24 protein-coding genes and 1 pseudogene are annotated in these 23,762 nt (G+C 69.6%); 10 read left to right on the forward strand and 15 right to left on the reverse strand.

Translation table 11 applies throughout. The features are described 5' to 3' along the window. Positions 1-49: 49 nt before the first annotated feature. Together AC07DC_RS15770 and AC07DC_RS15775 are read left to right on the forward strand one after the other, a co-directional pair. The gene (locus AC07DC_RS15770) at positions 50-214 is read left to right on the forward strand and encodes a hypothetical protein (RefSeq protein WP_478914948.1); all 165 of its coding nucleotides are present in this window, start codon (positions 50-52) and stop codon (positions 212-214) included. Positions 215-222: 8 nt separating this feature from the next. Beyond that, a complete protein-coding gene (locus AC07DC_RS15775; RefSeq protein WP_478914949.1) occupies positions 223-1,065 on the forward strand; it encodes an alpha/beta fold hydrolase in 843 nt (280 codons plus the stop codon). A gap of 44 nt (positions 1,066-1,109) precedes the next feature. On the opposite strand, the gene AC07DC_RS15780 is transcribed toward AC07DC_RS15775, so the two are convergent. Continuing rightward, a complete protein-coding gene (locus AC07DC_RS15780; RefSeq protein WP_478914950.1) occupies positions 1,110-1,853 on the reverse strand; it encodes a TetR/AcrR family transcriptional regulator in 744 nt (247 codons plus the stop codon). Positions 1,854-1,942: 89 nt separating this feature from the next. On the opposite strand from AC07DC_RS15780, the gene AC07DC_RS15785 reads away from it, so the two are divergent. Next, a complete protein-coding gene (locus AC07DC_RS15785) occupies positions 1,943-2,815 on the forward strand; it encodes an NmrA family NAD(P)-binding protein (protein ID WP_478914951.1) in 873 nt (290 codons plus the stop codon). An 87-nt stretch (positions 2,816-2,902) separates the two neighbouring features. Here the strand turns inward: AC07DC_RS15785 and AC07DC_RS15790 are convergent, their stop codons facing one another. Beyond that, a complete protein-coding gene (locus AC07DC_RS15790; protein WP_478914952.1) occupies positions 2,903-3,268 on the reverse strand; it encodes a MerR family transcriptional regulator in 366 nt (121 codons plus the stop codon). Positions 3,269-3,363: 95 nt separating this feature from the next. Between AC07DC_RS15790 and AC07DC_RS15795 the strand changes: the two genes are divergently transcribed. Continuing rightward, positions 3,364-3,840, forward strand: coding sequence for a hypothetical protein (locus AC07DC_RS15795; protein WP_478914953.1), 477 nt, complete (start codon positions 3,364-3,366; stop codon positions 3,838-3,840). 35 nt (positions 3,841-3,875) lie between these two features. Here AC07DC_RS15795 and AC07DC_RS15800 read toward each other — a convergent pair whose 3' ends face one another. From AC07DC_RS15800 to AC07DC_RS15810, 3 genes are all read right to left on the reverse strand, one after another. Further along, positions 3,876-4,517 (reverse strand): winged helix-turn-helix transcriptional regulator, encoded by a 642-nt coding sequence (locus AC07DC_RS15800; protein ID WP_478914954.1) that lies wholly within the window; start codon positions 4,515-4,517, stop codon positions 3,876-3,878. 119 nt (positions 4,518-4,636) lie between these two features. Further along, the gene (locus tag AC07DC_RS15805; RefSeq protein ID WP_478914955.1) at positions 4,637-5,302 is read right to left on the reverse strand and encodes a maleylpyruvate isomerase N-terminal domain-containing protein; all 666 of its coding nucleotides are present in this window, start codon (positions 5,300-5,302) and stop codon (positions 4,637-4,639) included. Between the two features lie 52 nt (positions 5,303-5,354). Next, a complete protein-coding gene (locus AC07DC_RS15810) occupies positions 5,355-6,335 on the reverse strand; it encodes an alpha/beta hydrolase family protein (RefSeq protein WP_478914956.1) in 981 nt (326 codons plus the stop codon). A gap of 343 nt (positions 6,336-6,678) precedes the next feature. On the opposite strand from AC07DC_RS15810, the gene AC07DC_RS15815 reads away from it, so the two are divergent. After that, positions 6,679-7,530, forward strand: a complete 852-nt coding sequence (locus AC07DC_RS15815; RefSeq protein WP_478914957.1) for an inositol monophosphatase family protein — start codon at positions 6,679-6,681, stop codon at positions 7,528-7,530. On the opposite strand, the gene AC07DC_RS15820 is transcribed toward AC07DC_RS15815, so the two are convergent. Beyond that, complete coding sequence (locus AC07DC_RS15820; protein ID WP_478914958.1) at positions 7,486-9,174, reverse strand: CocE/NonD family hydrolase; 1,689 nt, start codon at positions 9,172-9,174, stop codon at positions 7,486-7,488. The genes AC07DC_RS15815 and AC07DC_RS15820 overlap by 45 nt on opposite strands. A gap of 92 nt (positions 9,175-9,266) precedes the next feature. On the opposite strand from AC07DC_RS15820, the gene AC07DC_RS15825 reads away from it, so the two are divergent. Next, positions 9,267-9,983 (forward strand): TetR/AcrR family transcriptional regulator C-terminal domain-containing protein, encoded by a 717-nt coding sequence (locus AC07DC_RS15825; protein WP_478914959.1) that lies wholly within the window; start codon positions 9,267-9,269, stop codon positions 9,981-9,983. A gap of 29 nt (positions 9,984-10,012) precedes the next feature. Here AC07DC_RS15825 and AC07DC_RS15830 read toward each other — a convergent pair whose 3' ends face one another. Then, positions 10,013-10,552 carry a GNAT family N-acetyltransferase gene (locus AC07DC_RS15830; RefSeq protein ID WP_478915142.1) on the reverse strand — a complete coding sequence of 180 codons (540 nt, stop codon included), beginning with the start codon at positions 10,550-10,552 and terminating at the stop codon, positions 10,013-10,015. Between the two features lie 97 nt (positions 10,553-10,649). Further along, positions 10,650-11,159: a VOC family protein gene (locus tag AC07DC_RS15835; protein WP_478914960.1), complete on the reverse strand. Its 510-nt coding sequence runs from the start codon at positions 11,157-11,159 to the stop codon at positions 10,650-10,652. A 119-nt stretch (positions 11,160-11,278) separates the two neighbouring features. Between AC07DC_RS15835 and AC07DC_RS15840 the strand changes: the two genes are divergently transcribed. Continuing rightward, positions 11,279-11,848 carry a hypothetical protein gene (locus AC07DC_RS15840; protein WP_478914961.1) on the forward strand — a complete coding sequence of 190 codons (570 nt, stop codon included), beginning with the start codon at positions 11,279-11,281 and terminating at the stop codon, positions 11,846-11,848. Positions 11,849-11,881: 33 nt separating this feature from the next. Here the strand turns inward: AC07DC_RS15840 and AC07DC_RS15845 are convergent, their stop codons facing one another. The 4 genes from AC07DC_RS15845 to AC07DC_RS15860 all read right to left on the reverse strand — a co-directional run bounded on the left by AC07DC_RS15845 (position 11,882) and on the right by AC07DC_RS15860 (position 17,091). Continuing rightward, on the reverse strand, positions 11,882-13,108 hold the full coding sequence (locus tag AC07DC_RS15845; RefSeq protein WP_478914962.1) for a glycosyltransferase: 1,227 nt from the start codon (positions 13,106-13,108) through the stop codon (positions 11,882-11,884). Continuing rightward, the gene (locus tag AC07DC_RS15850) at positions 13,099-14,088 is read right to left on the reverse strand and encodes an NAD-dependent epimerase/dehydratase family protein (protein ID WP_478914963.1); all 990 of its coding nucleotides are present in this window, start codon (positions 14,086-14,088) and stop codon (positions 13,099-13,101) included. Before AC07DC_RS15850 ends, AC07DC_RS15845 begins: the two co-directional genes overlap by 10 nt. Positions 14,089-14,284: 196 nt before the next feature. Continuing rightward, positions 14,285-16,000, reverse strand: coding sequence for a sugar transferase (locus tag AC07DC_RS15855; protein ID WP_478914964.1), 1,716 nt, complete (start codon positions 15,998-16,000; stop codon positions 14,285-14,287). After that, the gene (locus AC07DC_RS15860) at positions 15,997-17,091 is read right to left on the reverse strand and encodes a glycosyltransferase family protein (RefSeq protein ID WP_478914965.1); all 1,095 of its coding nucleotides are present in this window, start codon (positions 17,089-17,091) and stop codon (positions 15,997-15,999) included. Before AC07DC_RS15860 ends, AC07DC_RS15855 begins: the two co-directional genes overlap by 4 nt. A gap of 216 nt (positions 17,092-17,307) precedes the next feature. On the opposite strand from AC07DC_RS15860, the gene AC07DC_RS15865 reads away from it, so the two are divergent. Together AC07DC_RS15865 and AC07DC_RS15870 are read left to right on the forward strand one after the other, a co-directional pair. Then, positions 17,308-18,264 (forward strand): class I SAM-dependent methyltransferase, encoded by a 957-nt coding sequence (locus tag AC07DC_RS15865; protein ID WP_478914966.1) that lies wholly within the window; start codon positions 17,308-17,310, stop codon positions 18,262-18,264. Between the two features lie 161 nt (positions 18,265-18,425). After that, on the forward strand, positions 18,426-19,979 hold the full coding sequence (locus AC07DC_RS15870; protein WP_478914967.1) for an oligosaccharide flippase family protein: 1,554 nt from the start codon (positions 18,426-18,428) through the stop codon (positions 19,977-19,979). 110 nt (positions 19,980-20,089) lie between these two features. On the opposite strand, the pseudogene AC07DC_RS15875 reads toward AC07DC_RS15870, so the two are convergent. Both AC07DC_RS15875 and AC07DC_RS15880 read right to left on the reverse strand, forming a co-directional pair. Further along, a pseudogene (locus AC07DC_RS15875) lies at positions 20,090-20,365 on the reverse strand (IS630 family transposase); the annotation flags it as partial. A gap of 131 nt (positions 20,366-20,496) precedes the next feature. Beyond that, complete coding sequence (locus tag AC07DC_RS15880; protein ID WP_478914968.1) at positions 20,497-21,291, reverse strand: TylF/MycF/NovP-related O-methyltransferase; 795 nt, start codon at positions 21,289-21,291, stop codon at positions 20,497-20,499. A 146-nt stretch (positions 21,292-21,437) separates the two neighbouring features. Between AC07DC_RS15880 and AC07DC_RS15885 the strand changes: the two genes are divergently transcribed. Then, entirely contained in the window at positions 21,438-22,439 is a 1,002-nt protein-coding gene (locus AC07DC_RS15885) for a glycosyltransferase family protein (protein ID WP_478914969.1), read from the forward strand. Between the two features lie 28 nt (positions 22,440-22,467). On the opposite strand, the gene AC07DC_RS15890 is transcribed toward AC07DC_RS15885, so the two are convergent. Further along, positions 22,468-23,607, reverse strand: a complete 1,140-nt coding sequence (locus AC07DC_RS15890) for a glycosyltransferase (protein ID WP_478914970.1) — start codon at positions 23,605-23,607, stop codon at positions 22,468-22,470. Between the last annotated feature and the right edge of the window lie 155 nt (positions 23,608-23,762).

Genomic DNA, 23,762 nt, shown 5'->3' on the forward strand with positions numbered 1-23,762 from the left:
TCCGCGCCTGCGGGAGGCCCGAGAGGAGACGACAAGGAGCGTGCACACGGTGGACCAGGAGAACGTGAGCGCCACGCTGACTTTCGCGGTCACCGCCGCGAGGGTGTTCGCGGTGCCGGCGGACCCGACGACCCATTCTGCGATCGATGGCACCGGCTGGGTTCAGGAGTGTGTCGACCAGGCGCCGCAGACCGAGGTGGGGCAGTGGCGATGACTGAGCGGATGATCGACACAGACGGCGTTGAACTGTGCACCGAGACCTTCGGCGATCGATCGGACCCACCGGTCCTGCTCATCATGGGCACCGGCGCTTCGATGCTCTGGTGGGAGGAGGGCTTCTGCCGGATGCTCGCCGAGGGCGGACGGTTCGTGATCCGTTACGACCACCGCGACACCGGTCGATCGGTCACCTACGAACTGGGCCGACCCGGATACACGGGCGTGGATCTGGTCGCCGACGCCGTCGGGGTACTCGACGCGTACGAGATCCCGGCCGCACACGTAGTGGGTGTCTCGGCTGGAGGGGCGTTCGCGCAGTTGGTCGCGCTCGATCACGGCCGTCGAGTCCTCTCGCTCCTCCTGATCAGCACGTCCCCTGCCGTGGCCGGTGACCGTGAGCTGCCCCCGCCCACCGAGGAGTTCGTGCGGTTCGTATCGACCGCACAAGTCGATTGGTCGCGGGCCACCTCGGTCATCGAGTACCTGGTCGCGTACTCGCGTGTGCTCGCAGGAGGCGGGCGCCCGTTCGATGAGACCGCCGTCCGCGACCTTGTCCGTCGAGACGTCGAGCGTGCGCACAACTTCGCCGCCGTGCGGAACCACGACGCACTCTCGGACGGCGAGCCATCGCGAGAGCCTCTGTCGTCGATCGCCGTGCCCACGCTGGTGATCCATGGGACTGCGGATCCGATGTTCCCGTTCGGGCACGGCGAGGCACTCGCAGAAGAGATCCCTGCCGCGGGGCTGTTGGCCCTGGAAGGTGCGGGCCACGGGGTCGACCGAGCCGATTGGGACACGATCGTCCGCGCGATCCTGGAGCATACTGCCGCGGATGAGCAGGGCTAGAGCGGACGGAGAAGCACCGGACAGGTGGTCCCGGTGCCCGGGCCTCAATCGTCGGCGGCGAGGCGGTCCAGCCACTCCCTCAGCAGATGCTGCTCCGCGCCGCTGAGAGTCGTCTGTTCGGGCAGCGCCGCGCGCAGGGTGCGGGCGATGCCGGCCGGGCCCGCGTCCTGTACGGCCGGCTCCTGGTTGGTCACGGCGGCGACCATGGACTCCCGGAGAATGGTCAACAGGGCCGGATTGCGCCGGTCTTCGGGCAGGGACAGCCAGGTGAGCACCGCGCCTCGTGCCGTGGCGTGGATGAGCGTGGCCGCGAGTTCCTCGTCGACGCGGAGCCAGCCGCCGACGGCGAGGCGCCGGATCCGGCCCATCAGGATCTCCATGCCGGCCTTGAAGGCGGGCGACGTGTCCTTCGTGGGCTCGCTGTACATCAGTGTGTACAGCGCGGGATTGGCCAGTCCGAACTCGACTGCCAGATCCCAGCCGGCCCGCAGGTCCTCGATGAGGTCCGGCGGGTCGGGGTCGACGTGCTTGGACGCGAGAAACGTGGCGAAGCCATGTTCGGCCACCGCTTCGAGCAGCCCGTCCTTGTCACCGAACAGGCGGTAGATGGCTGGTGGCTGCAGGCCCGCCGCGACCGCGACCGCGCGGGTGGTGACCGCGTCGCGGCCCTCGTGCGCCAACAGCTCGGCGGCGGCCTCGATGACACGTTGTCGGGTCTGCTCACGGGCTTCGACCGCAGTGTCGGGGTCGGCGGCGGCGCCGTCCCTGAGGCGTGAACGTGGGGGCATGTATCAACGATACCGCACATGCGATTCCGTCGTTAATATCAGTGATACTCTCGTTCTGATTCCATTGGAACTAGATCACTGGAGCCAGCATGATCATCGTGACCGGTGCCACCGGACAGCTCGGACGCCAGATCGTCGAGAGGCTGTTGACCCGCATCCCGGCGGACGAAGTCGGCGTCAGCGTCCGGGACGCGCACAAGGCGCAGGCGTTCGCCGACCAGGGAGTGCGGGTGCGGCGCGGCAGCTTCACCGACGCCGCCAGCCTCGCCCACGCCTTCGAGGGCGCCACCCAGGTGCTCATCGTTTCCGTCGACAAGATGGGCGAAGAGGCCGTGCAGCAGCACCGTGCCGCCATCGAGGGGGCCGTCGCCGCCGGTGCCCGTCGCATCCTCTACACCAGCCACATGGGCGCCAGTGACTCGTCGCGATTCCAGCCCTGCCGTGACCATGCCGCCACCGAGGAAGCGCTGCGCGCCTCCGGCGTGCCGTTCACCTCGCTGCGCAACGGCTTCTACGCCGCCAGCGCGGTGCAGTTCGTGGGCCACGGGGTGGAGGCCGGCCAGATCGTGCTCCCCGCCGACGGGGCGGTCAGCTGGACCGCGCACGCCGACCTCGCCGACGCAGCCGCCGCCGTCCTGGCCGACGAAGGCCGCTTCGACGGCCCCACGCCCCCGCTCACCGCTGCTTGGGCGTTGACCTTCGACAACATAGCCGGCATCGCCACCGACGTGACCGGCCGCACCATCACGAGGACCATCGCACCCGACGACCGGTTCCGGCAGCAGCTGATGGGTCGCGGCGTTCCCGCCGAGGCGGCAGACCAACTGCTGGGCATCTTCTCAGCCAGTCGCGCCGGCGAATTCGCCGCAGTCGACTCGACACTGGCCACCTTGATCGGCCGCGAACCCATCGCCCTGAGCACGGTCCTGCGCGAGCAACTGTCCAACAGCGACGGGCGCTGATGGCACTTCTTGCCAATCGCCACCCTGCTCAGGGCGTTCGGCAGACCTGCTCAGTCGGCCAGGCGCGTGACGCTCTCAGCCTCGCGCTCAGCCCGATTGGCCGGCTGCCCGCAACGGGCACCCGGTGCCGACGCGCGCGGCAAGTTCGGCCCGCAGGGCCGCGAGTTCAGCCATGCGGGCGTCGACGACGTGGATCTTCTCCTCGAACAGCGCGGACAGCGCTTCCGCGGCATCCGGCAACTCGCGTAGTTCTTCGCCGGTCCGTGCGATCTCCGCCAGCGAGAATCCGAGCGTCTGCGCGGTGCGGACATAGTGCAGCCAGGCCACTGTCTCGGGAGGAAAATCGCGGTAACCGTTGGCCAGCCGCTCGCCTTCGACGAGGCCGACCTTCTCGTAGAACCGGATGGTGTCCCGGGACATGCCCGCCTGGGCGGCCAACTCTCCGATACGCATGGTCCTCCGTCGAATTCTGGGCTTGACCTTGGACCGTACTCCACTGTTTAGCGTGAGGTATTCGCTGCCCCAAGAACAGCAGGAGCCTTATCGTGATGCCACTCTTCGCCCCCGCACCTCCCGCCTACCTTCGAGTCGTACGGGCGAGCGCCTGGTACGACCTCGTCGTCACGGCAGGGTTCGCGACGCCGTGGACGTACGTGCTGGTGCACGACGCGCTGTCATCGCTGGGCGACGCACTCGGGATGGGAGTCCTACCCGAACTCGACCCGGTACAGACCCTGTACGCGAATCTGATGGGTTCGGTCGTGGTCGTCTGGGCCGTCCTGCGCATCGTCCGTCCGCTGCCGGTGCACGGACTGCTCGACGGCGTCGCGCGCACGCTGTTCGCGGCGTGGCAGGCGTACGCGCTGGCCCACGGTGCCATGCGGCTGCTCTGGCTGTTCTTCATCGTCGAGGCGGCCTTCGGCGTCGTCCAGCTGGCGCCGTGGTGGCGGTACCGGCGCACCGACCTGGTGGACGTCCACACCGGCCCGGCCGATGGGCGCCCGCACAGTGCGGCGAGTCGGTGACGCCCGGGTTCATCCTCGAATGAGTTCACGCCGGCTCAGCCGGGCCGGGGGACCGATGCGAACGGCGGCAGTGTGAACCAGCTGGACACTGCCCGGCGGGCCTCGGACGGTCCCAGCAAGGTGACGTCCCCGGAGCGCAGCGTGTCAGCCCAGCGCACATCGCCGCGCCAGATGCGGATCATGGCCTGAAGGGGCGCGCTCACCGTGACCGCGACCGGGTATCCGGGGTCCGCATCGCACAGGTCGGCGGTCCGGGAGCGCGAATTGGCCACCACCCACCATTCACGGACAGCGGCGGAGACATCGGGGAAGGTGAAGTGAACCACCGTGCGCCCGTGCGGAATCGCCTCGCGATCGATGTTGCGGCACATGTCCCACAGCAGCAGTTTGGGATCGAGGTCCTTGTCGCCGAGCTCCCCGATCCACCGGATCCCCCAGACGGCGAGAGCCTCTGCAACCGGCCGCAACTCCTGACCGGCGGGCGTCAACACATACCGCACCCCCTGGTCATCGTCGCTCCTCATCAGGACGCCCGCCCGGACCAGTTGGCTGAGCCGTTTGGACAACAACGTCGGCGACATGCGCGGCACGCCCTGGCGAATCTCGTTGAAGTGGACGCTACCGCTGAGGAGTTCGCGCACGATCAACAGCGTCCATCGTTCGTCGAGCAGTTCCATCGCTTTGGCCACCGGACAGAACTGGTAGTAAGAAGCCCCCATGGACGGAGGTTAGGGCCGCGCTCCCCGTCCGCGCGAGCCCTGGTACAGATCCTGTACTAGGAGGGGACGACGAGCGCTCATCCGAGGACGAGGGGGACTTTCGCGGCCAGCTTGCCCAACTTGCCCAGTTCGGCCTTCTCCGAGTCGGTCGGGGCACGCCGTCCGGTGCCGACGCGCAGCGCGTCCGTGTCGCAGAACGAGGCGGGGAACGCGGTCCCGGCAAGCTTCTCCAGCATCTCGCGGGACCGGGCGAGCCCCTCCGCGGGCGGCTCCGCCGCGCCCGGGAGATGCGCGACGAGGTCGAGGTGGTGCAGCGTCCACTCCAGGACGTATGCGGAGAGGTAGTCGCCCGCGGTGAGGACTTGGTCGCGAGTGCCGACCCGGAGGGCCGGGTCGGCGAGTTCGGCGGCGCGGCCGGCGGCGGAGCCGACGTCGTCGAGGTGGAACTTGAGCAGCCAGGGCTCCTCGTACGCCGCGGCCAGCCGGACGGTCAGCGCGTCGAGCGGATCGTTGCCGGTCGGCGGCGCTTCGGCGACGTCCCAGTAGGTCACCGCGTCGCGGGTCGGTTCCGTTTCTGCGGGGGTCACGAGGGTGATCAGAACGTCCTGGGCGTCGATGACCAGATGGCACACCAGGTCCCGAACGAGCCAGCCGGTACAGCCGGACGGCTGCGCGAAAGCCTCGTCCGGGAGTTCGGCGACCGCGGTGCGCAACGCCGCCCATGAACGTGAGAAGAGATCCACCTCAGCACGGTAACGCCCTGCCGCAACGGCGGCCAGGCATCCTCGCCGTCCGCTACGGAGACGGCGCCTTGCCGGCCTCCTTGGATTCGACTCGTCCGAGCGGGTCGGGGTCTGCCATCAGCGCGTCACGCGCCGTCTGCCAAGCGGAATCCCCGGGGTTGAGCGCGGTGCGGAGGTAGGCCCAGGTGAGCCGTTGGACGGCAGCCACTCGCTCGGGGTTCTCGTCGGTGGTCTCGGCGACGTCGTATCCGGAGACGCCGCCGAGCCCGTGTTCTGCGTCGAACAGGGTGAGCAGGGCTTTGGGGCCGGGGGAGAGGAAGTACGGATCGATGTGCCAGTCCGGGCCCTGCACCGTCAGGTGGGAAGAGACGTCCTTGTCGCCGGCGACCACGAGCGTGGGCGTCGTCATCGCGGAGAAGTCCGTGGTCAACAGGAAGGGGAAATTCTCGGCCACGGACTCGGTGAGGGCATCGCCGCCCCTGCCGGGCGCGGCCAGCAGTACACCCGCCTTGATCCGAGGCTCGACCAGGTTCGCTTCCGTTCCGTCCTGAGGATCGGTGAGCCGGGCGCCCAGCAGCAGGCTCGCGGTGTGTCCGCCCATCGAATGCCCGGCCACGGCGACCTTGCTGTGGTCCAGGCGCCCGAGGAGCTGCGGGACGGCGGCCTCGATCACGTCGAGCCGGTCGAGGATGAGCTTCATGTCCTCGGCCCGCGATCGCCAGTACATGGGCGCCCCGGGGGTATTCGGATCCAGGCTCAGGGTCGTCGAGCTCAGGTGGGTGGGCTGGATCACGACAAAGCCGTGCGCCGCCCAGAAGTTGGCGAGGGGGGCGTAGCCGTTCAGCGAGGAGAGGTGGTTCGAGTAGCCCTGACCGTGCGAGAGCAGGATGACGGGCAGGTCGCTCCCGGTCGCGGGCGCGGAGACTCTCACCTCCAGGTCAACGGCTCGGTCGGAAGCCGACAGCACTATCGGACTGACCGAGAGGACTGGGGTGGGAGAGCTGAAGGTGTCGGGGTAAGTCGATTCACTCATGGTGTGTATGTCCCTTCGATGGCCTCTGCTGCCGGTCTCGTTCGGCCGGCGGCAGGTGAGGCGGTCAGCAGCGCCCAGCTCGGCAAAGCGTAAGCGGAGCGTCGTTCCGATTAATATACGGAGCGCTGTTCCGCTTTGTCAACGGCCCGCGATTCGCAGGTGATGGCCGCCACCGAGGGACAGCCGGCTCAAGCCCAGACGTCGAGGGCGGCCGCGAGAACAAGCAGACCCAGCCCGGCGAGTACGCAGTCAACCGCAGCCCGGACGAGCCGTAACTTCCGCCCAGTGACACGCACCGATCAGGACCGAGAGTGTCGTGATACGCGCCGATATCCTGAGCAGCATGATCAACTCGTATGCGAGCCTCGACGATGCCGGGGTCGCGATAGCAGCAGCACGTGCCGGCGCGGACGTAGTGCGCGACATGTATGGCCAACGACTCGCCCGCATCGACAAAGGCGCCGGGGACTTCGCCACCGCCGCCGATGTGGCGGCCGAGAAAGCGATCCTCGGCGTCATCCGGGCCGCCCGGCCCGATGATGCTGTCCTCGGCGAAGAGGGCGGGCAACAGGGCGCCACGGGGGCCGCCCGCCAGTGGCTGGTGGACCCCTTGTGCGGCACGCTGAACTACGCCGTCGGCAACATGCTGGTGGCCGTCAACGTCGCGCTGCGCAACGGGGCGGCGGCCGTGGCCGATCCGTTCAGCGGTGAGACCTTCTTCACCGACGGTGAGACCTCCTGGATGCGGCACGACGGTGTCGATGCCCGGCTGACGCCCACGCCCGCCACCCAACTCGTGGACGTCAATCTGGACCCGCCGTTTCCCAGCGCGCCCGCCTTCAGGGCTGTGGACCTGCTGGCCCACCCCGGGTTCGTCGGCCGGTTCCGGCCCCGGGTCGTGTCCACGACACTGGCGTTGGCGTGGGTCGCCGCCGGCAAGCGCGCCGCATACGTCACCGACGGCGGCGACCTGTCGGGGAGCGTACATTTCGCGGCCGGCATCGCTCTGTGCCAGGCCGCCGGCTGCGTGGTCACCGGGATCGACGGCGCCCCGATCGGACAGGCAGGCCGCGGACTCGTCGTGGCCGCAAACGGCGAAACCCACCAGTTGCTGATGTCGATGATCCGGGAAGAGAAGCCCCGTCCCGCATCAGGAGCTGCGTTCTTGGGCCCCCAGGGGAAGGGTCAGCACTGACCCCGCGTGCAGCGTGATGTGTACCGGCATGAGTGTGGTCGCCTCGGTGGAAGGCTCCCCGGTGCCGGGATTTCGGGCGTAGCGCGGGTGGGCTCCTCCGCTGATCTGCAGCCGTATGCGGTGACCTGCGGGGAAGCGGTAGGCGGTGGAGCTCATCGGCACGGTGGCTTCTGAGGGGTCGGGACCCGCGGTCCGCAGTTGGGTCAGTCCGTCGCAGACGTTGGTGGAACGGTCTTGCGTGTCCACGTCGCACAGGCGGGCGAAGACGTCGGCGTTTCCGGTGTCCGTGGAGATGCGCAGTCGCGCGGCGACCGGGCCGAGGATGTCCACTGGTTCGGTCAGTGGCGGGCCGGTGAACGTCAGGACGTCGTCACGTGCCTCCAGCGGCCCGTTGTCGCGCGGGCCGGCGGTGCGGGAGAGGAGGCGTCCGCCCAGGGACGGGGTGGGGTCGGCCGGGTCGTAGTGGAAGGACGTCAGCGGTGTGGAGTCGGCGGGGGCATGGAGGCTGAGGCCCCCGTCCTGAATGGGGTACCAGGAGACACTGTCCGGGGGCGGCGGCCACTCCTCCAGGTCCCGCCACGCCCCTTCTCCACCGACATGCACACGTACTGCGGTGGCGCGCAGGCCGGAAGGGTCGTTGCACAGGTGCGCACGCAGCCAGGCGAGGCTCTCGGCGAACACGTCCGGCCAGCCCCGCTGGAGCGCGGAGGTGTGCGTCCAGGGACCGACGAGCAGGGCGGTCTCGCAGCCGGCTCGTCGCAGGCGGCCGTACTGCTCGAAGGTCTGGTCGGCCAGTACGTCATGCCACCCGGTGATCAAACTGGTGGGTACGTTCAGCCGCCCGGCTGCCTCGCCCAGGAACGCGCCGGACCAGTACGGGTCGTCGGCGTCCGGGTGCGCCATCGCTCCGTCCAGCCAGGGCACGTCTCCCAGGGCCGCTTTGTGCGCACCGCGCAGCGGCCGCGCCGTGGTGATCTCGCGCAGACGGCGCTGCAGACGCAGCGTGGCCTTGACGAAGGGCACTATTCCCTGGTGCTGGTAGGTCATGCCGACACCGACGGCGAGGGCGTTGTCCAGGTGGAACGCGCCGCCCGCGTGGAAGAGGGCGTGGGGATCGTGCAGGCCGACCTGGACCACCATGGCTCGGAGTTCCGGTGGCGGGTCCAGGGCGAGCGCCCATTGCACGTAGCCGAGGTAGCTGGGACCGATGGTGCCCAGCGTTCCGTTGAACCAGGGCTGCTCGCGGAGCCAGGACACCGTGGCCTGGCCGTCGGCGGCTTCGTTGCGCCAGAGGTCGAACGTGCCGGCGGAGCCGCCGGTGCCGCGGCAGCTCTGCAGGACCACATGGAAGCCCTGTTCGGCGAAGAGCATGCCGTACATGGGTGACCACGGCAGGCCCCTGCCGTAGGGCGAGCGCACGACAAGGGTGGGGAAGTCGCCCTCTGCGCGGGGGAAGTAGTGGTCGGTGAGCAACGGGCTGCCGTCGGCGGCGGGCACCGCGAGCCCCGGTTCCCATCCGGTTTCGTGCCGTTTGGCGGGGAGGCCGCGCCAGGTCGCCCTCATCATCCGTGAGGTCAGCGGCGGCCTTCCCCTGGGTGCGGTCCAGGCAGGCCTCGGCACGGCATTGCGGGTGTGCGTGTTCATGGTCCCCTCACTATTCTCGTACTGCGTACGAGAATAGTGGATGGTTGGATGGTTTGCGCAAGTCACCGTGGCGAGGAAAGGACGAGAAGAACGTGACCCGTCGCGACGCGGCCGGTGCCACGGGCATCGACCCCCTTCAGCTCTGGCTGAGCCCCGGCCGTTCCGGACGAGGGCGCAAGCCCGCCTTCAGCCGCGAGGCGATCACAGCGGCAGCCGTGGCGCTGGCGGACACCGAGGGGCTGGAAGCGGTCACCATGCGGCGAGTCGCCTCCCAGGTCGGAGCCGGCGTCATGTCGCTGTACAGCTACGCTCCCGACAAGGAGACCCTGCTGGAACTGATGGTCGACCACGTCAGCGGCGAACTCTCGACAACGGGACCCCTGACCGGTGACTGGCGCACCGATCTGAAGACCATTGGGCACCTCCAGCGCGCCCACATGCTCCGGCACCCCTGGCTCCCGACCGCACTGTCCGCCCGCCGAACACTCGGCCCGCACACGCTGGCATTCCTGGAACACGCCCTCGCCGCCCTACGACCTTCCGGACTGGACGGCGCCGCGAAACTGGAGGTCTTCAGCCAGCTCACCGGCTTCGTCGCCGGGCACGTCGGCTACGAGATCGCACAGGCCGCAGCCGCGCACACGTCCGAGCGGATCGCGGCCGAAGCCCGATACCTGGCTGCCGTCGCCGCCGACGGCCATCACCCGGAGCTTGCAGAAGTCCTGTCCGCACCTGGACGCCCGATGGCACCCGACGCCACGTTCTCCCGGTTCCTCGACCGTCTGATCGACGGCCTGGACGCCGGCTGACCCGGCTCTGCCAGGATCGCCGCCGAGGGTCAGGCTTGTGCGGCGGTGCTTGCCCTTGGCGCCGGCGGGCGCACCATGAAGACGTCGATCGGGTCGTGGGCTTCCACGACGAAGCCGTGGCGCTCGTAGAGTCGGCGGGCAGCGCTGCCCTGCAAGACGTTCAAGGCCACGGTCATCCCGTGCGCGTCGGTCTGCTCCAGCACCGTGCGCAAGACGGCGGATCCGAGCCCTCGGCCCTGAAGGTGCGGAGCAAGGTAGAAGTGCTCCAGCCACTGCCTGTCATCGGCGGGCCGGACCGTGACGCATCCTGCGAGTTCGCGGTCGACCATGATGATCGACGTGTGCTGCGTGGAGAAGCCGTCGCGCAGCCGCTGCCGCACCCGGTGTTCGTCGTAGCGCCCGAGGCGTTCCAGATCCGCCCGCATGACGATGGCCCGCAACTCCGCGATCTTCTCGATGTCCGCGGCCACCGCGGAACGCAGCACCCAGCCCGTGCCGTGCGCCGACGCACTCCGCGCAGGCACCGCCACATTTGGTCGCGTCCCGTTCCCCAAGACCCCTGCATCCATGGTCGGAGTATCCCAGTCGGCATGCTCCGAACGGGCACGCGGGTAGGTCAGCCCGAACTGCCCGATCCCGTCGCGACCGCCATCACGCACCGCCTCGTCAAGGGCCCTCGGTGCCCAGTTCGTCGGCCAGGGACTTCTGCACGTACGCCATGGCCTGCTGATAGGCGGGTTCGGCGAAGCGCTTTCCCATCTCCTCGGGGCCGACCTCCTCCACGCGCTGGAAGATCCACCACAGGTGACCTTGAGGGTCGCGAACCCGCGCGGCCACCTCGCCGAAAGCGAGCTCGGTCGGCTGCGTCACGAGCCGGGCTCCAGCCGCGAGAGCCTTGTCGACCGTCTCCTGGGCGTCCTCCACGTAGATCCTCAGGTGCGCCGACAGACGCGGCCAACCCGGTTGGAGGTCGAACATCATCACGACCGTGCCCGCCACTTCCACCTCGGCGTGGGCGACTGTCCCGTCCTCGTTGAGGATGCGGGAGCCCCGTTCCCGAAACCCGAACGCCCGGCCCAGGAACTCGATCTCCGCGCCGGTGTCCTGCGAGATCACCCACGGGTCGATCCGCGAGTAGCCGTCGGGAATGATGCCCAGCTCATCCTTGATCGTCATATACGGAGCCTTTCACAGCTCGTGTCCGGGTACTCCTCGAAGTGCCCAGTCGGGTACATCTGGGCGCTGGTCCAAGTCCCATACGGGGGTGGGCTGCTCCGCCCTCTAAGGTATTGATCATGTTCAAGTCAGGGGTGGGGTTCTTCGCACTGTTCGGGCTCGGCTGGTGGCTGCTGGGCACGAGTGCCTTCGACGGTTCTGTGCGGTTGGTCGCGATCGTGGCGGGCAGCGCCGTGGCGGTGGGGCTGATGCTTGCCGCGCGCCGTTTCCTGCCCGCGTCGGCGGGCGCGCCTTTCCCGGCCGATCGGCGCCGGAAGTTCAACCAGATCAACGCGCTGCAGTGGATGCTCATCGTGGTCATCGCCTTTGGGTGCGGTCGCGCTGGGGTTCCGGTCCTCATTCCGCCGCTGGTCGCCGTCGTCGTCGGGCTGCACTTTCTGCCGTTGGCGGCGGTGTTCGAGCAGCCCCGGCTGAGGGTGCCCGCGGCCCTGCTGATGGTGGCGGGAGCGGCGGGTGTGTCTGTGTGGCTCGGCGACGGCCCGGACCAGGCGGTGCGCCTGGGGGTGGGGCTGATCTCGGCGCTCGCCCTGTGGGGTACGGCGCTCTGGACGGTGAAGGGTGAGGCAGCCGCTGCCGTTGGTGGTGTCCCGGAGTCGAGCCCGTCGGCGACGGACCACATGGCTGCGTAGCCTGCTGCTTGTGGGAACCCGGTCGGCCGCTGATCAAAGCTCGTTGGGCAGCGGCCCTTCGGGCAGCCCCAGCAGCAGTCGGTAGGCCTGGTCGATGGCCGCGCACATGGCCGGTGCGTCGAAGGCTGCGCGGACCCGCGTGCGGCCCTTGCGGCCCATTTCGGCGGCCTCTGCCGGGTGGGAGAGGAGCCAGCTGACCGCGCGGGCCAGAGCTGCGGGGTCGGCGGGGGGTGCGAGCAGGCCGGTGGCGCCGGGCTCGACGAGGTCGGGGACACCGTTCACGCAGGTGGCTGCTACCGGGCGGGCGGCGGCGAGAGCTTCGGTCAGCGCTCGGCCCAGCCCCTCGTACAGCGAGGAGATCACGAAGACATCGAGGCCGGCGACCAGTTGGGCGGCGTCGGGGCGGTAGCCGGTCATCTGGACCTCGACCCCGAGTTCGGCCGCCAGTTGCCGCACCTGCGCCTCGAGCGGGCCGCCGCCCACGATCACGAACTGGGCGTCGGGATGGTCCGCGCGGACCGCGGCGGCCATCCGAACGAAGTCCAGTGGCGCCTTCTGGTGGTCGATCCGGCCGACAGTGCCGACCAGCGGGATTCCGGTCGGGACCCCAAGTGCCCGGCGGGCGTCCTGATCGAAATCGAAGGGAACGTCGGCCAGGTCCACCGCCGAGGGCACCACGGACACCCGGCCGGGCGGAGCAAGTCGCTGCTCGACGACCTCCCGGGCCAGTTGCGGCGCCACAGCGAAGAAGGCATCCGTGAACGGACGGGGAAGCCGCTCCAGACGGCGGTAGACCGCCCGGCGGCCGCGTGACATGCGGTCGTGAAAGCTGATGCCGTGGAAGGTGTGGACAACGACCGGCGTCCGGCAGATCCGCGCGGCGAACCGGCCCAGAAAGCCGCCCTTCGCCGAGTGGGTGTGCACCACGGAGAAGCGCTCGCGCCGGATCAGGCGGATCAGCCGCCACAGGACGAGAAGGTCGGCAGGGGTGAGCACCTCGCGGAATCCGGGAATCTCCGCGGTGCGTACGCCGGCTGCACGGGCCTGTTCCCAGAGGTCTCCGCCGGGCACCCCGGCGACCCAGACCTCGTACACCTTCGGGTCCATCCCGACCGCTGTCAGCAGCGTGTTGCCCCCTGCCCCGGCCCAGAACCGGGTGATCACGTGCAGCACCTTCACCCTCGGTGGGGCGGGCTGGGGCGGGAGCAGCTCCCGGGGCGCCGCCAGGGTCGGAGCGGCCGGCCAGCGTGTCATCGCCATGCCGCCGAATTCACCAGGTGTACCGGGGCGTCCGTAGCGAACGGGTCCGTTCGATCCGTGCGTTCAGCCGCCACCATGGCCGCGAGCCCCTGCTCGATCCCCACGTTGGGCTGGTAGCCGAAGGACCGGCGCGCCAGTGAGGTGTCGGCCGCGGTGTGGCGTACGTCGCCGTCCTGATCGGCCAGTCGGCGGATCCGCACCGGGGCGGCCAACTTGGAGACGATCGCGATGACCTGATTCATCGAGACCTGCTGACCGCCACCCACGTTGGCGACGCCGGCCCAGGGACGGATCGCGGCCTGCCGCATGGCGGTCACCACGTCCTTCACGTAGGTGAAGTCCCGGGTCTGTTCGCCGTCGCCGTGCAGCGGGAACGGCTCACCGCTGAACGCGGCCGGTATGAGCCGCGCGAAGGCCATGTCGGGGCGCTGCCGGGGCCCGTACACGCTGAACAGCCGCAGCGACACGGTCGGGACGGCGAAGCAGGTGCGGTACAGCTCGCACAGGTGTTCCGCGGCCAGCTTGGTGACCCCGTAGGGCGACACGGGCCGCGGACGGACGGTTTCGGCGGTCGGGTACGCTTCCGCATCCCCGTAGACCGACGAGCTGGAGGCGTACACCAGCTTGTGCAGCCCGGTTCCGCGGGCCGTCTCCAGGACCCGTTGCGTCACCTTGACGTTGCGCTCCAGGTACTCCTCGAACTGCTCGCCCCAGGACGCCCGGACGCCCGGCTGGCCGGCCAGGTGGTAGATCACGTCTGTACCGGCGAAGAGGTCCGCCAGTGGCAGTGCCAGCAGATCGCCGCGCCGGAAGATGAAGCGCTCCCGGCCCAGTAGGTGAGCCAGATTCCGTACCTTGAGCCGAGGATCGTAGTAGTCGGTCAGCGAGTCGACGCCGACCACCTCGTCTCCGCGGGCGAGCAGGTGCTCGCACAGGTGGGATCCGATGAATCCAGCGGCACCAGTGACCAGGGTTCGCACCCTGAACCACCTCCTCTACCCCCCGTTGCGGGCGCCTCCCGGGGTGGCACGGCGAGTCCGTTGGCCGCCATGCGTCCCAATCGGAGCCAATAACTCCGTTTATCCTGACCGTAGGTCGGCAATGGCGGGGCAGGATCCCGTCCCGGCATGAATTCGGCTACGCCATCCGCACGGGTGGCCGGCACGGTGGGCCGGCTCACCTCGCCGACGAGAGCAGTTGCCGGACGGTTCGCAGGACCATCGCCAGCTCACCCGCGAGCGTGGGAGCCGCGAGAAACTCGGCGTCCAGTGCGACCCGCCGGGGCACCAGGACCGTCAGGTAGTACGCCTCCGGGTCACCCACACCGTCGGGCGGCGCTGCCAGCTCGCGGGCGCGGAGCTGGACCGGCCCGGTCAGACCGGGGCGGAAGGCGAACACCCAGCGGCACTCCGGCGGGTAGCGGCGGGCCAGCCCGGGAGTCTCCGGGCGCGGCCCGACCAGAGTCATGTCGCCGCGCACCAGGTTGAACAGTTGGGGCAGTTCGTCCAGACTCAATCCCCGCAGCAGCCGCCCCACCCGGGTCACCCGCGAGTCGCCGTCGACGGTCACCTCCGGACCCACCGCGCGGCAGCGCATGGAGCGGAACTTGTAGAGCGTGAACTCGCGGCCTCCCTCGCCGACCCGCTGTTGGCGAAAGAGCGCGGGTCCCGGACTGGTGGCCCGTACGAGCACGGCGAGCGCGAGCAGTAGGGGCGACAGCAGCACGAGTGCCAGGAGCCCGCACCCGACATCCAGTGCCCGGCGCGCCCGCCCCGTCCATGAGGGCGCGGTGGGCGGTTGAGGCGGTGGGATCGACGGCGCCGGCGCGCGTTGCGGCGTTGCGGTCGTGGTGCGGGCGGCGAGGTCCATGGGGTTCACTTCCCGGGTCGGGCGATGAGCGGGTCCGTCACGCAAGGTGCGCTGTCGCAGCCAGCGGAGGTACCCCGCGAAGCCGGTTGCGGTCTCCCGGAGCTCCGCCGGACTGCCGCGCAGCGCCGCGCGGCACAGGCGAGCGGGCAGTTCGACGGCCAGGGTCAACACCACCAGGAGCCCCGCCCGGCCGCGCGACCAGTGGCGGTCCGCGTAGAGGCTGCGGCTGCAGAGCGAATAGCACAGACGCCGGCCGCGGATCTGATCGGTGCTGGCGTTCCCTGCGTGGTAGATACGGGCCTCGCTGAGGTAGTAGGAGCGCCAGCCGCGCTGCCGGGCCCGCAGGGCGAGGTCCACCTCTTCGTAGTACAGGAAGTAGCGCGGGTCGAAGCCTCCCAGTTCCTCGAAGAGCGAGCGCCGTACCAGGTAGAACGCTCCGATCACCTGATCGACGGGCCGGGACGTGAGTGTCTCGGCGGGCTGCAGGTGGTGAGGGTGGAAGACAGCGGGCAGCACCCGGTCGAGCCCGGTCATTTTGCCGAACATGATCGGCAGGGTCGGGAACCGGGAGCAGGAGATTCCCGGTCGTCCCTGGGCGTCGAGGATCCGGACGCCGCAGATGCCGACGTCCGCGGCCGCGTCGGTGCGCAGGAAGGCACCGACGGCCCGCAGCGTGTCCGGGTACAGCTCGGTGTCCGGGTTGAGGAACAGCAGGAAGTCGCCGGAGCAGCGGGCGGCGCCCTGGTTGCAGGCAGCGCCGAATCCTCGGTTGTCGGAGTTGTGCAGGGTGGTGAGCGGGAGCGAGGTCAGCTCCAGCGCGTCGGCCGACCCGTCCCGCGAGGCGTTGTCGACCACTACCACTTCGTTGATCGCCAGCAGGGAGCGGTCGGTGCGCTCGATCGAGCGCAGGCAGGCACGCAGGGCAGGTCCGGTGTTCCAGTTGACGATCACTATGCCGGCCGATCCCGGGCTCCTGGCCGGCGCCCTGCCGCCGGACGTTCCGGTCCGCGGGAACGAGGTCATGACGGCACCGTGCCGAGCCTCGGCGGTCGGGTTCCCAACCTCGCGGGCTCCGCCCCGAGTTCCAGCGCGGACCGCCACTGCGGAAGCCAGGACTCGTACGAGTACTGCCGGCAGGTGACCTGGTGGGCCTGGCCGCCCAGTCGTGCCCGGGCCTCGTCGGAGCAGTCCAGCAGCCCGAGGATCGCCTCAGTCCACTCGCCGCCGTTGTCAGGCCATGACCTGCCGAAGCGGGCGAGGATCTCCGCGTTGACACCGATCGGGTCGGCGACCGCCGGCAGTGCGGCGGCGCCGTACTGCAGCAGTTTGTAGCCGCACTTCCCGCGGCTGTAGGGCGTGTCCGGGAGCGGCATCAGTCCGAGGTCCAGGTCCGCCAGAACGGTCCGCTGCAGAGCCTCGCTCCAGGCGAACCGGTCGATGAACCGCTCGATGCCGCCCAGTGAACGGCGAGTGGTGCCGATCAGCGTCAGCCTGGCTCCTGTGCGCTCGTGGACCTCGGTCAGGGCATCCGCGATCAGCAGGAGGTAGCTCTCGTTGCCCGCCGAGCCGAGCCAGCCGAGCCGGGGCGGATCGTGCAGTGCGTAGTTGCTCTTGCGGACGTAGTCGGCGGGCTCGACGCAACTGGGGATCAGCCGTACGTCGCGGTGGTGCTCCGACGCCCAGTCCGCGAGGACCGGACACCCCGCGACCACCCGGTCGGCGCAGCGCACCGCTGCCAGCGCCTTGGCCGCCTTGGGAGCCAGCCGGCGGGCCAGACCGCCGTTCCCGTGGTCCCACTGAAGGGCGTCGTCGAAGTCGTACACCGAGAACTCCGAGCGGGCGATCAGCAGTCGTTCCAGTCCGCCCCGGCTGAGCGGGGAGGCCTCACGGTGCAGCAGCAACCGGCGCGGGCGCGCGGCGGCTATCTGCCGCAGCCGAAGCTCGGCGCGGGCCACCGCGACCGGTCGCCTGGCCAGCTGGGAGGGCCTGGCATCGCGCCGGCCGAGGTAGCTGCCGACCACGAAGTCGGTGTCGATCCGGTCCAGCCACTCGAAGACCCGGACGCGCGAGCTACCCGCGCCACGGCCGTACGGCGTGACCGCGCAATGGCTCATGCGACTGTCCATGGGATCACCCGGGTGTCGACAGGCAGACCTTCGCTGACCTGTACGAGACTCAGGAAGGTCCCTATGGACTCAGCAAAGAGGAGGCCGGGCCCCAGCGACTCCCACATTCGGACGAGAATCGCTGTAATCCGCCGTGAACCGCCCGCCGCCACCCGGCCCACCACAGGCCCGGACCGCACGACCACGCCGACCCCGGGAGAGCATGTGCCACTCGCCGACCTGGACGCAGTCCGCCCGCTTCTGGTCTGCCCGCGCTGCCGATCCGCGCTGGTGGCCGAGCCGGCCGCGTTCCACTGCGCCGAGCCCGGCTGCCCTTTTCATGCGGCCGGTTCGTTCCCACTGGCGGGGCGGTGGCCGGTCCTGGTCGACTTCGAACGGAGTGTGCTGCGCCGTGCGGAGTCCGGCACAGTGGCCGCCGCCGGCCCGCCCCGGTCATCGGTCGGCCGCCTGCCGGCCGCCCTGCGGGCGCTGTGGAAGCCGGTCAACCGGGTGGCAGTCCGCAACATCGACCTGTTGCTCCGCTCCCTGCCCGGCCCCGCGCCGACCCTGCTGGTGGTCGGCGGCGCGACGATCGGGAACGGCACCGCCGCCGTCTACGCCGACCCACGGGTGCGGGTGATCGGCTTCGACATCGTCACCAGCCCGTCGACGCAGTTCCTGGCCGACGCCCACCAGATCCCGCTGGCCGACCGCAGCGTCGACGCGGTCGTCGTGCAAGCGGTGCTGGAGCACGTCCTGGACCCGAGCCTGGTCGTCGCGGAGATCCACCGGGTGCTCGCGGACGACGGCCTGGTGTACGCCGAGACGCCCTTCCTGCAGCAGGTGCACGCCGGGCCGTACGACTTCGCCCGGTTCACCGTGAGCGGCCACCGCTATCTGTTCCGCCGGTTCGAGGAGGTCGCCGCCGGCGCAGTCGCCGGCCCCGGCACCCAGCTGCTGTGGAGCCTCGACCACCTCGTCCGCGGTCTGACCCGCTCACCGAACGCCGGCCGGCTGGCCCGCGCGCTGCTGAGCTGGCTGCGCCTGCTCGACTCCGCGGTCCCGGCGGGGTACGCCGAGGACAGCGCGTGTGCGTGCTTCTTCCTGGGGCGCAAGCGGGAGAGCGGGATGTCGCCCGCGGAGGTCATCGCCTACTACCGCGGGGCGCAGACCACCGGCTGACCGGCCGATGGCTGAGGCACTCGCGTCAGACGCCCGGGGGAGAGTCGTGGTTACCGCTGTGCCTTCGCAGGACGACTTCTGCTACGCCGAATGCGGATCGGACCCGCCGGCGGCCACCCGGCGCAGTACGGTGCCAGGACAGGCAAGAAGGCAGAGTTGTGATGAAACTCGATCGCTCCCGTGCCCGGTCGGTGACACCCCGCCGCTTCAACGGGGCCACAGGAGCAGGTCTCTTCGCCGGAGTGGGCCACAGCGCCCTCGCGCAGGCTGCACCTCTGGTAGTGAACATCGCCCTCACGCCCTTCCTGATCCGCCACTTGGGCCTGGACCGGTTCGGCGTGTGGTCGCTGATCCTGGTCCTGCTGTGGACGTTCACCTCCCTGGACGGCGGGGTCAGCGCCTCGCTGGCGCGCTACTACGCCTACCACGGGGCCCGGGGCGACCGGGTCGCCGCCGGCCGGCTCGCCCTCGGGTCAATGGCACTGTTCCTGGCGCTCGGCGCAGTCGTCACCGGCGCCTGTCTTCTGTTGGCTCCCACTGTCCCGGTGCTGCACATTCCGCAGAGCCTTCACGGCGAGGCCGTCGAGGTACTGCGCTTCCTCGGCCCGCTGGTGACCCTCGCCCTGCTCTCGGACTCAGCCACCTCACTGCTCCAGGCGCACGCCCGCTTCCGCGGGCTGGCGAGTGTCACGGTCTGCTCTTGCGCCGTGTACGCAGCGAGCGTACTGCTGTTTGCCGGGCCGAGCGGGTCACTGACGGGGCTGGCCGCTGCCACCGCTCTCAGGTTCGCGGTGCTGCTGGTCGGCGGGTTCCTGCTCGGGGCGCGGCACATCTTGATCCGCAGGCCGCTGCTGCCTCTCAGGTCCGAGCGGCACGACTTCGGCAGCTACGCGGGTCGGATGCAGCTCTCCGGCCTCACGGTCTTCCTCAACGGCGAGATCGACGCCTTCGTGATCGCCGCGCTGCTCCCCGTCCGCTTCGTCGGGATCTACGCCGCCGGGTACCAGGCCGCGTCGGCCTTGCGCAGCCTCCCGCTGTACGCCTTCCCGCCGATTCTCACCCGGATGACGGCCGAATACGCCCAGCGGGGACGGCCCGGGGCAGTGCGGGAGTTCCAGCGGCTGCAGTCCCGCTGGCTGCCCGCCGTGCTGGCATACGGGGTGGTGACGACCGTGGCGGCGCCGTTCGCCGTTCGGGCGTGGCTCGGCCCGGAGCTGGCGTTGAGCGGGGTGGTCGCCGCCACGCTACTGGCCGGCTACAGCGTGCACGTCGCACTCACAGGGATGCGGACCTGCTTCGTCCGCGCCATCGGCCGCCCGGGGCTGGAGACCCGGTACCTCTGGTTCTCGACGGTGCTCAACACCGCGCTCACCGTGCCGCTCGCGTTGCTCTTCGGCGTCGTCGGCGTGGTCGCGGCCACTGCGGCCGGCCTGGTGGCGGGTTCGCTCTACTTCGTCGTCCTGTGCCGGCAGCTGGCCGGCCTGCGCGAGCAGCGGATACCGCGGGGCTGGCCTCTGACGATCGCCCTGGCGGCCGCTGTGACCGTGGCGGGCGAGGTGCCGATCGTGCGCCTCGGCTGGCACGGGACGATGCCGCTGCTGCTGGCGGGCCTGCCGGTGCTGGTAGGCCTGGCGGTCGTCGCGGTGGTGGTCCTGAGGGATACGGCGTCGAAGGAGACGGCGCACGAGGGCACGAGCGGCGGAGGTCGACCATGAACACCACGGGCGGAGGCGTGTGCTGATCACCGGCCTCCTGGAAGGATTCGCGGAATCGGGATGAGCCCGCCAGCCAGTGCCATGCGTCAGGAATTCGTTCAAGATATGAGGTGAGTTCGGCGCTCGGGCATACCGGGCATCATCGGCAGCACCGGGGCCGAGCGGTCGGGTGCCTGGATCTGCGACTTCTCGTCCACGCACAGGACCAGGGCCCGCTCCGACGGGTCGAGATACAACCCGACGACGTCGCGAACCTTGTCGATGAACTGCGGATCCTTCGACAGCTTGAAGGTATCCACCTGGTGCGGTTTGAGCCCGAAGGCCCGCCAAACCCGACCGACCGGGGACTTCGACAGCCCGGCCTCGGCCGCCAGCGCCTGCGAGGACTTCGCCCGCCGCGACCAACGGATCAGCGTCCCGCGCTCGTCATCCGTCAGTGTCAGCTCGGCGATCGGCCGCCCCTTCGCGCCATGAACCAAGGAGCTACACATATTCAACGAACTTCAGACGCAGGACACTAGCGGAGCGGCTTGATCACGACCCGGGCGCCGCCGTCGTCGATGCGGGTGAGAAACGGCCGCGGGGGGTGTTCGGTGAAGTACTCGTCGGTGGCCGCTGCCGAGCCGCGCCAGGTGCCGTAGTCGTCGATGATCAGCAGGCCACCTGGTGACAGGCGCGGATACAGGTGCACCAGCTCGTGCTTGGTCGACGCGTACCAGTCGGTGTCCAGTCTGAGCAGTGCGATCCGGTCGGGGGACTGGCTCGGGACGGTGTCCTCGACCCGGCCCTCCACCAGATGGACCCGCTTCGGCGGGTAACCGGTCGAGGCGAGCGCGCCGCGGACCTCGTCCCGTCGCGCGCTCGCCCACAGCAGCGACTTGGTGCGGTCCGCCTGCGATTCCCGGTCGAGCAGCTCGGCCGCCCGCTCACCGGTTCGGTGCACGTCCCGGTCGGTCGGCTCGGTCATCCCGCTGAAAGTGTCGAACAGGTAGAGGTCGACATCGGTCCGGCCGAGATCCAACAGGGTCCCGGCGACCGCCATCATGCTGCCGCCACGCCAGACGCCGCACTCGACGACCGCGCCGGGGACACCCGAGTCGATGACGTGCCGCACGGCGTCACCGAGGACCCGGATGGCGTCCGGTGAGGTCATGGTGTAGGGCGCGACCTTGCGCCACAACTGGGCATGGAAGTCGTCGAAGTCCTTCGGCAGCGGCCGTTCGAAGGGCACCAACCGGTAGCCGGCGCTGCGCAGCGCGCGCTTCACCGGCCTGCCGAGGAGCCGGCGTGTGGTTCCGAGACTGCTGCCCATACGTCCAGCGTGTCCCACCGCGGTCCGGCTCACCACCTGGCAGCCCGTCCATATGGCGTACCTGAACTGCGCCGCCGACGGGATCTGCCGGCGGTGCCGCCCTCCTACCGTGGAGTTCACTACCAAGCACCGAGAGGGGCCGGACCGTGAACGGCTCATCGCTCAAACTGGCCACCGCGTTCTACACCGTCGCCGACCGGCGTTTCTTCCCCGGTCTCGTGGCGCTGCTCAACTCGCTGCGACTGGTCGGTCACCACGAGCCAATGCTGGTGGTCGATGCCGGGCTCACCCCGGATCAGCGAGACCTGCTCGCCGACCATGTGGCCTTCGTACCGTCCCCTTCACCGCCCCAGCCCGCGGTCTTCCTCGCCCCGGTCGGGCCCATCCGGTGCCCGGCCGACGTCGCGGTGCTGATCGACGCGGACATCATCGTCACCCGTCCCCTGACCGAGCTCATCGAATCGGCGCGCGCCGGGCACGTGGGCGGATTCGTCGACTGTTCGGACAACAGCGACCGGTACCACCCCGAGTGGGGACCGGTGCTCGGTCTCGGCGCTCTGCGCCGTCAGCCGTACCTCAACGCAGGTCTGCTCATGTTCCCCGACTCGCTGAGCGGCCGGCTGCTGGGCCCGTGGACAGAGGGCCAGACGACCATCGGCATGCGACAGACCAGGTACGGAAAGGCCAGGCTGGACGACCCGTTCTACTTCGCCGACCAGGACGTCCTCAACGCGGTGCTCGCCTCACGGTTCGAGTTGGACGAACTGTTCTTCCTTCCGCACCGGCTCGCGCCGCATCCGCCGTTCAGCGGCGTCTCGCTGGTCGACGAGGAGCACCTGGTCTGCCGCTACGACGACGGCACCGAGCCGTTCCTGCTTCACCACGTCCTCGCCAAACCATGGCTGAAGGACACCCGCACCACTGTCTACTCGACCCTGCTCTCCCGGCTGCTGCTGGCACCGGATGTCGCCCTGCGCCTCGACCCCTCGATGGTGCCGCAGCGGCTGCGGCAGGGCTGGATCGCCGCCGTCGACCGCCGTCGTGCGGACGCGTCCGCGTATGTGCGGGCGAACGGCAGACGCCAGCTCGGCAGGTTCGGCATCCGTACCCGCCTGCGCGCCCGGCGTGCCCGGCAGGTTTCTGTCTGAGGTTTCGGTCCGACGGCGCGCCGAGCGATCAAGCGGCGTCGAGCAGGCCCTCCAGCGGGCGCAGCGTCTCGTCCCAGGACAGCCGCTGCGCCTGGGCGTACGCCGCGTCGCTGAGCGACTGCCAACGACTCTCGTCCCGCAGTGTGTCGATCACCGAGCGAACGGTCTGCTCGGTGTAAGTGACGGATCCCTGCAGTGACTCGAGGTGGCGCCGCCACTCGGGCACCAGCACGGGAAGCCCGTACGCGAGATAGTTCAGGTGCTTCGACGAGAAGCCGTCCCGCCGCAGCTGATCCTGACTGCAGGTGACCAGGCCCAGTTGGTATTCGCTCAGGATGTCGAGAGATGGTGCGTATCCGCGGTAGTTCAGGCCGAGTCCTGGATCCGGCGGCCGTTCTCCGTAGACGTCGATGGACGGGTACAGCGCGGTCAGACGTGCGAGGAGTTCGGGGTTCTGGAAGCGGGAGCTGGCGTTGCCGAGGTAGACGATGCGCGGTTGGGCGTCGAAGCCGGCACGGTGGGCCGAAGGAGTGCAGCCGAAATTGAGGGTGAGCAGGTTGCTCCCGCTGATCCCGTACTGCTCGACGGCGTAGTGCGCATAGGAATCCCAGTGGAATGCCAGGTGGCGCACGCCCTCGAGCCAACGGGTCTCCAGCCGGCGCAGCCTGACGTGCTGCCGATCGGTGAGCCTGCCCTCGTAGTACTCCTCGTCCGCCCACGGGGCGGGGCCGTCGTACAGGGTGTCGCCTTGGGTGACATCGGCCAGCACTCCGGCGTCGTAGGGCGTCTCGCAGACCACCAGGTCGAAGTCGTCGAGGGGGAGTGCCGAGCGCAGGATCGCGCGACGCAGCCGGTGGTCGGCGACCAGCACGTAGTACGACAGGCGCCGCCGGCCGAATTCCCATCGATGTGCGAGCAGCCGCCCCGCCGCCTCCGTCGCGTACAGGGCGAGCTTTCTGGGCGAGGGCGCCGGAAGGCGTCGGGCCGGCGAGGACGGCCGGCTGGACGCCCGGCTCAGCCGATAGGTGTCGACCAGTTGCACCTCGTGCCCCCGTGCGCGCAGGAAGCGCTGGATCTCGACGGGTTTCAAACCGTTGGCGGAGGCATCGAGTTGGCCGATGACCAGGACACGTTTGCCCGGCCCCGCTCGCCTGTCGATGACCTCCATGGATCCATGGTCCCCGGGCGGGCCCCGGGATTGCTCCTCCATACGACGTATCTGCGGCGGTCGTCGGAGCGCCGGATCCGATCGGGCCCAGATCTACTGTGATTTCTGGTCCGATTGGGGGAGCCGGCCGGACCGCGTGTCGTCTTTGATCAGTG

The organism is Streptomyces sp. NPDC045021 (assembly GCF_056432645.1).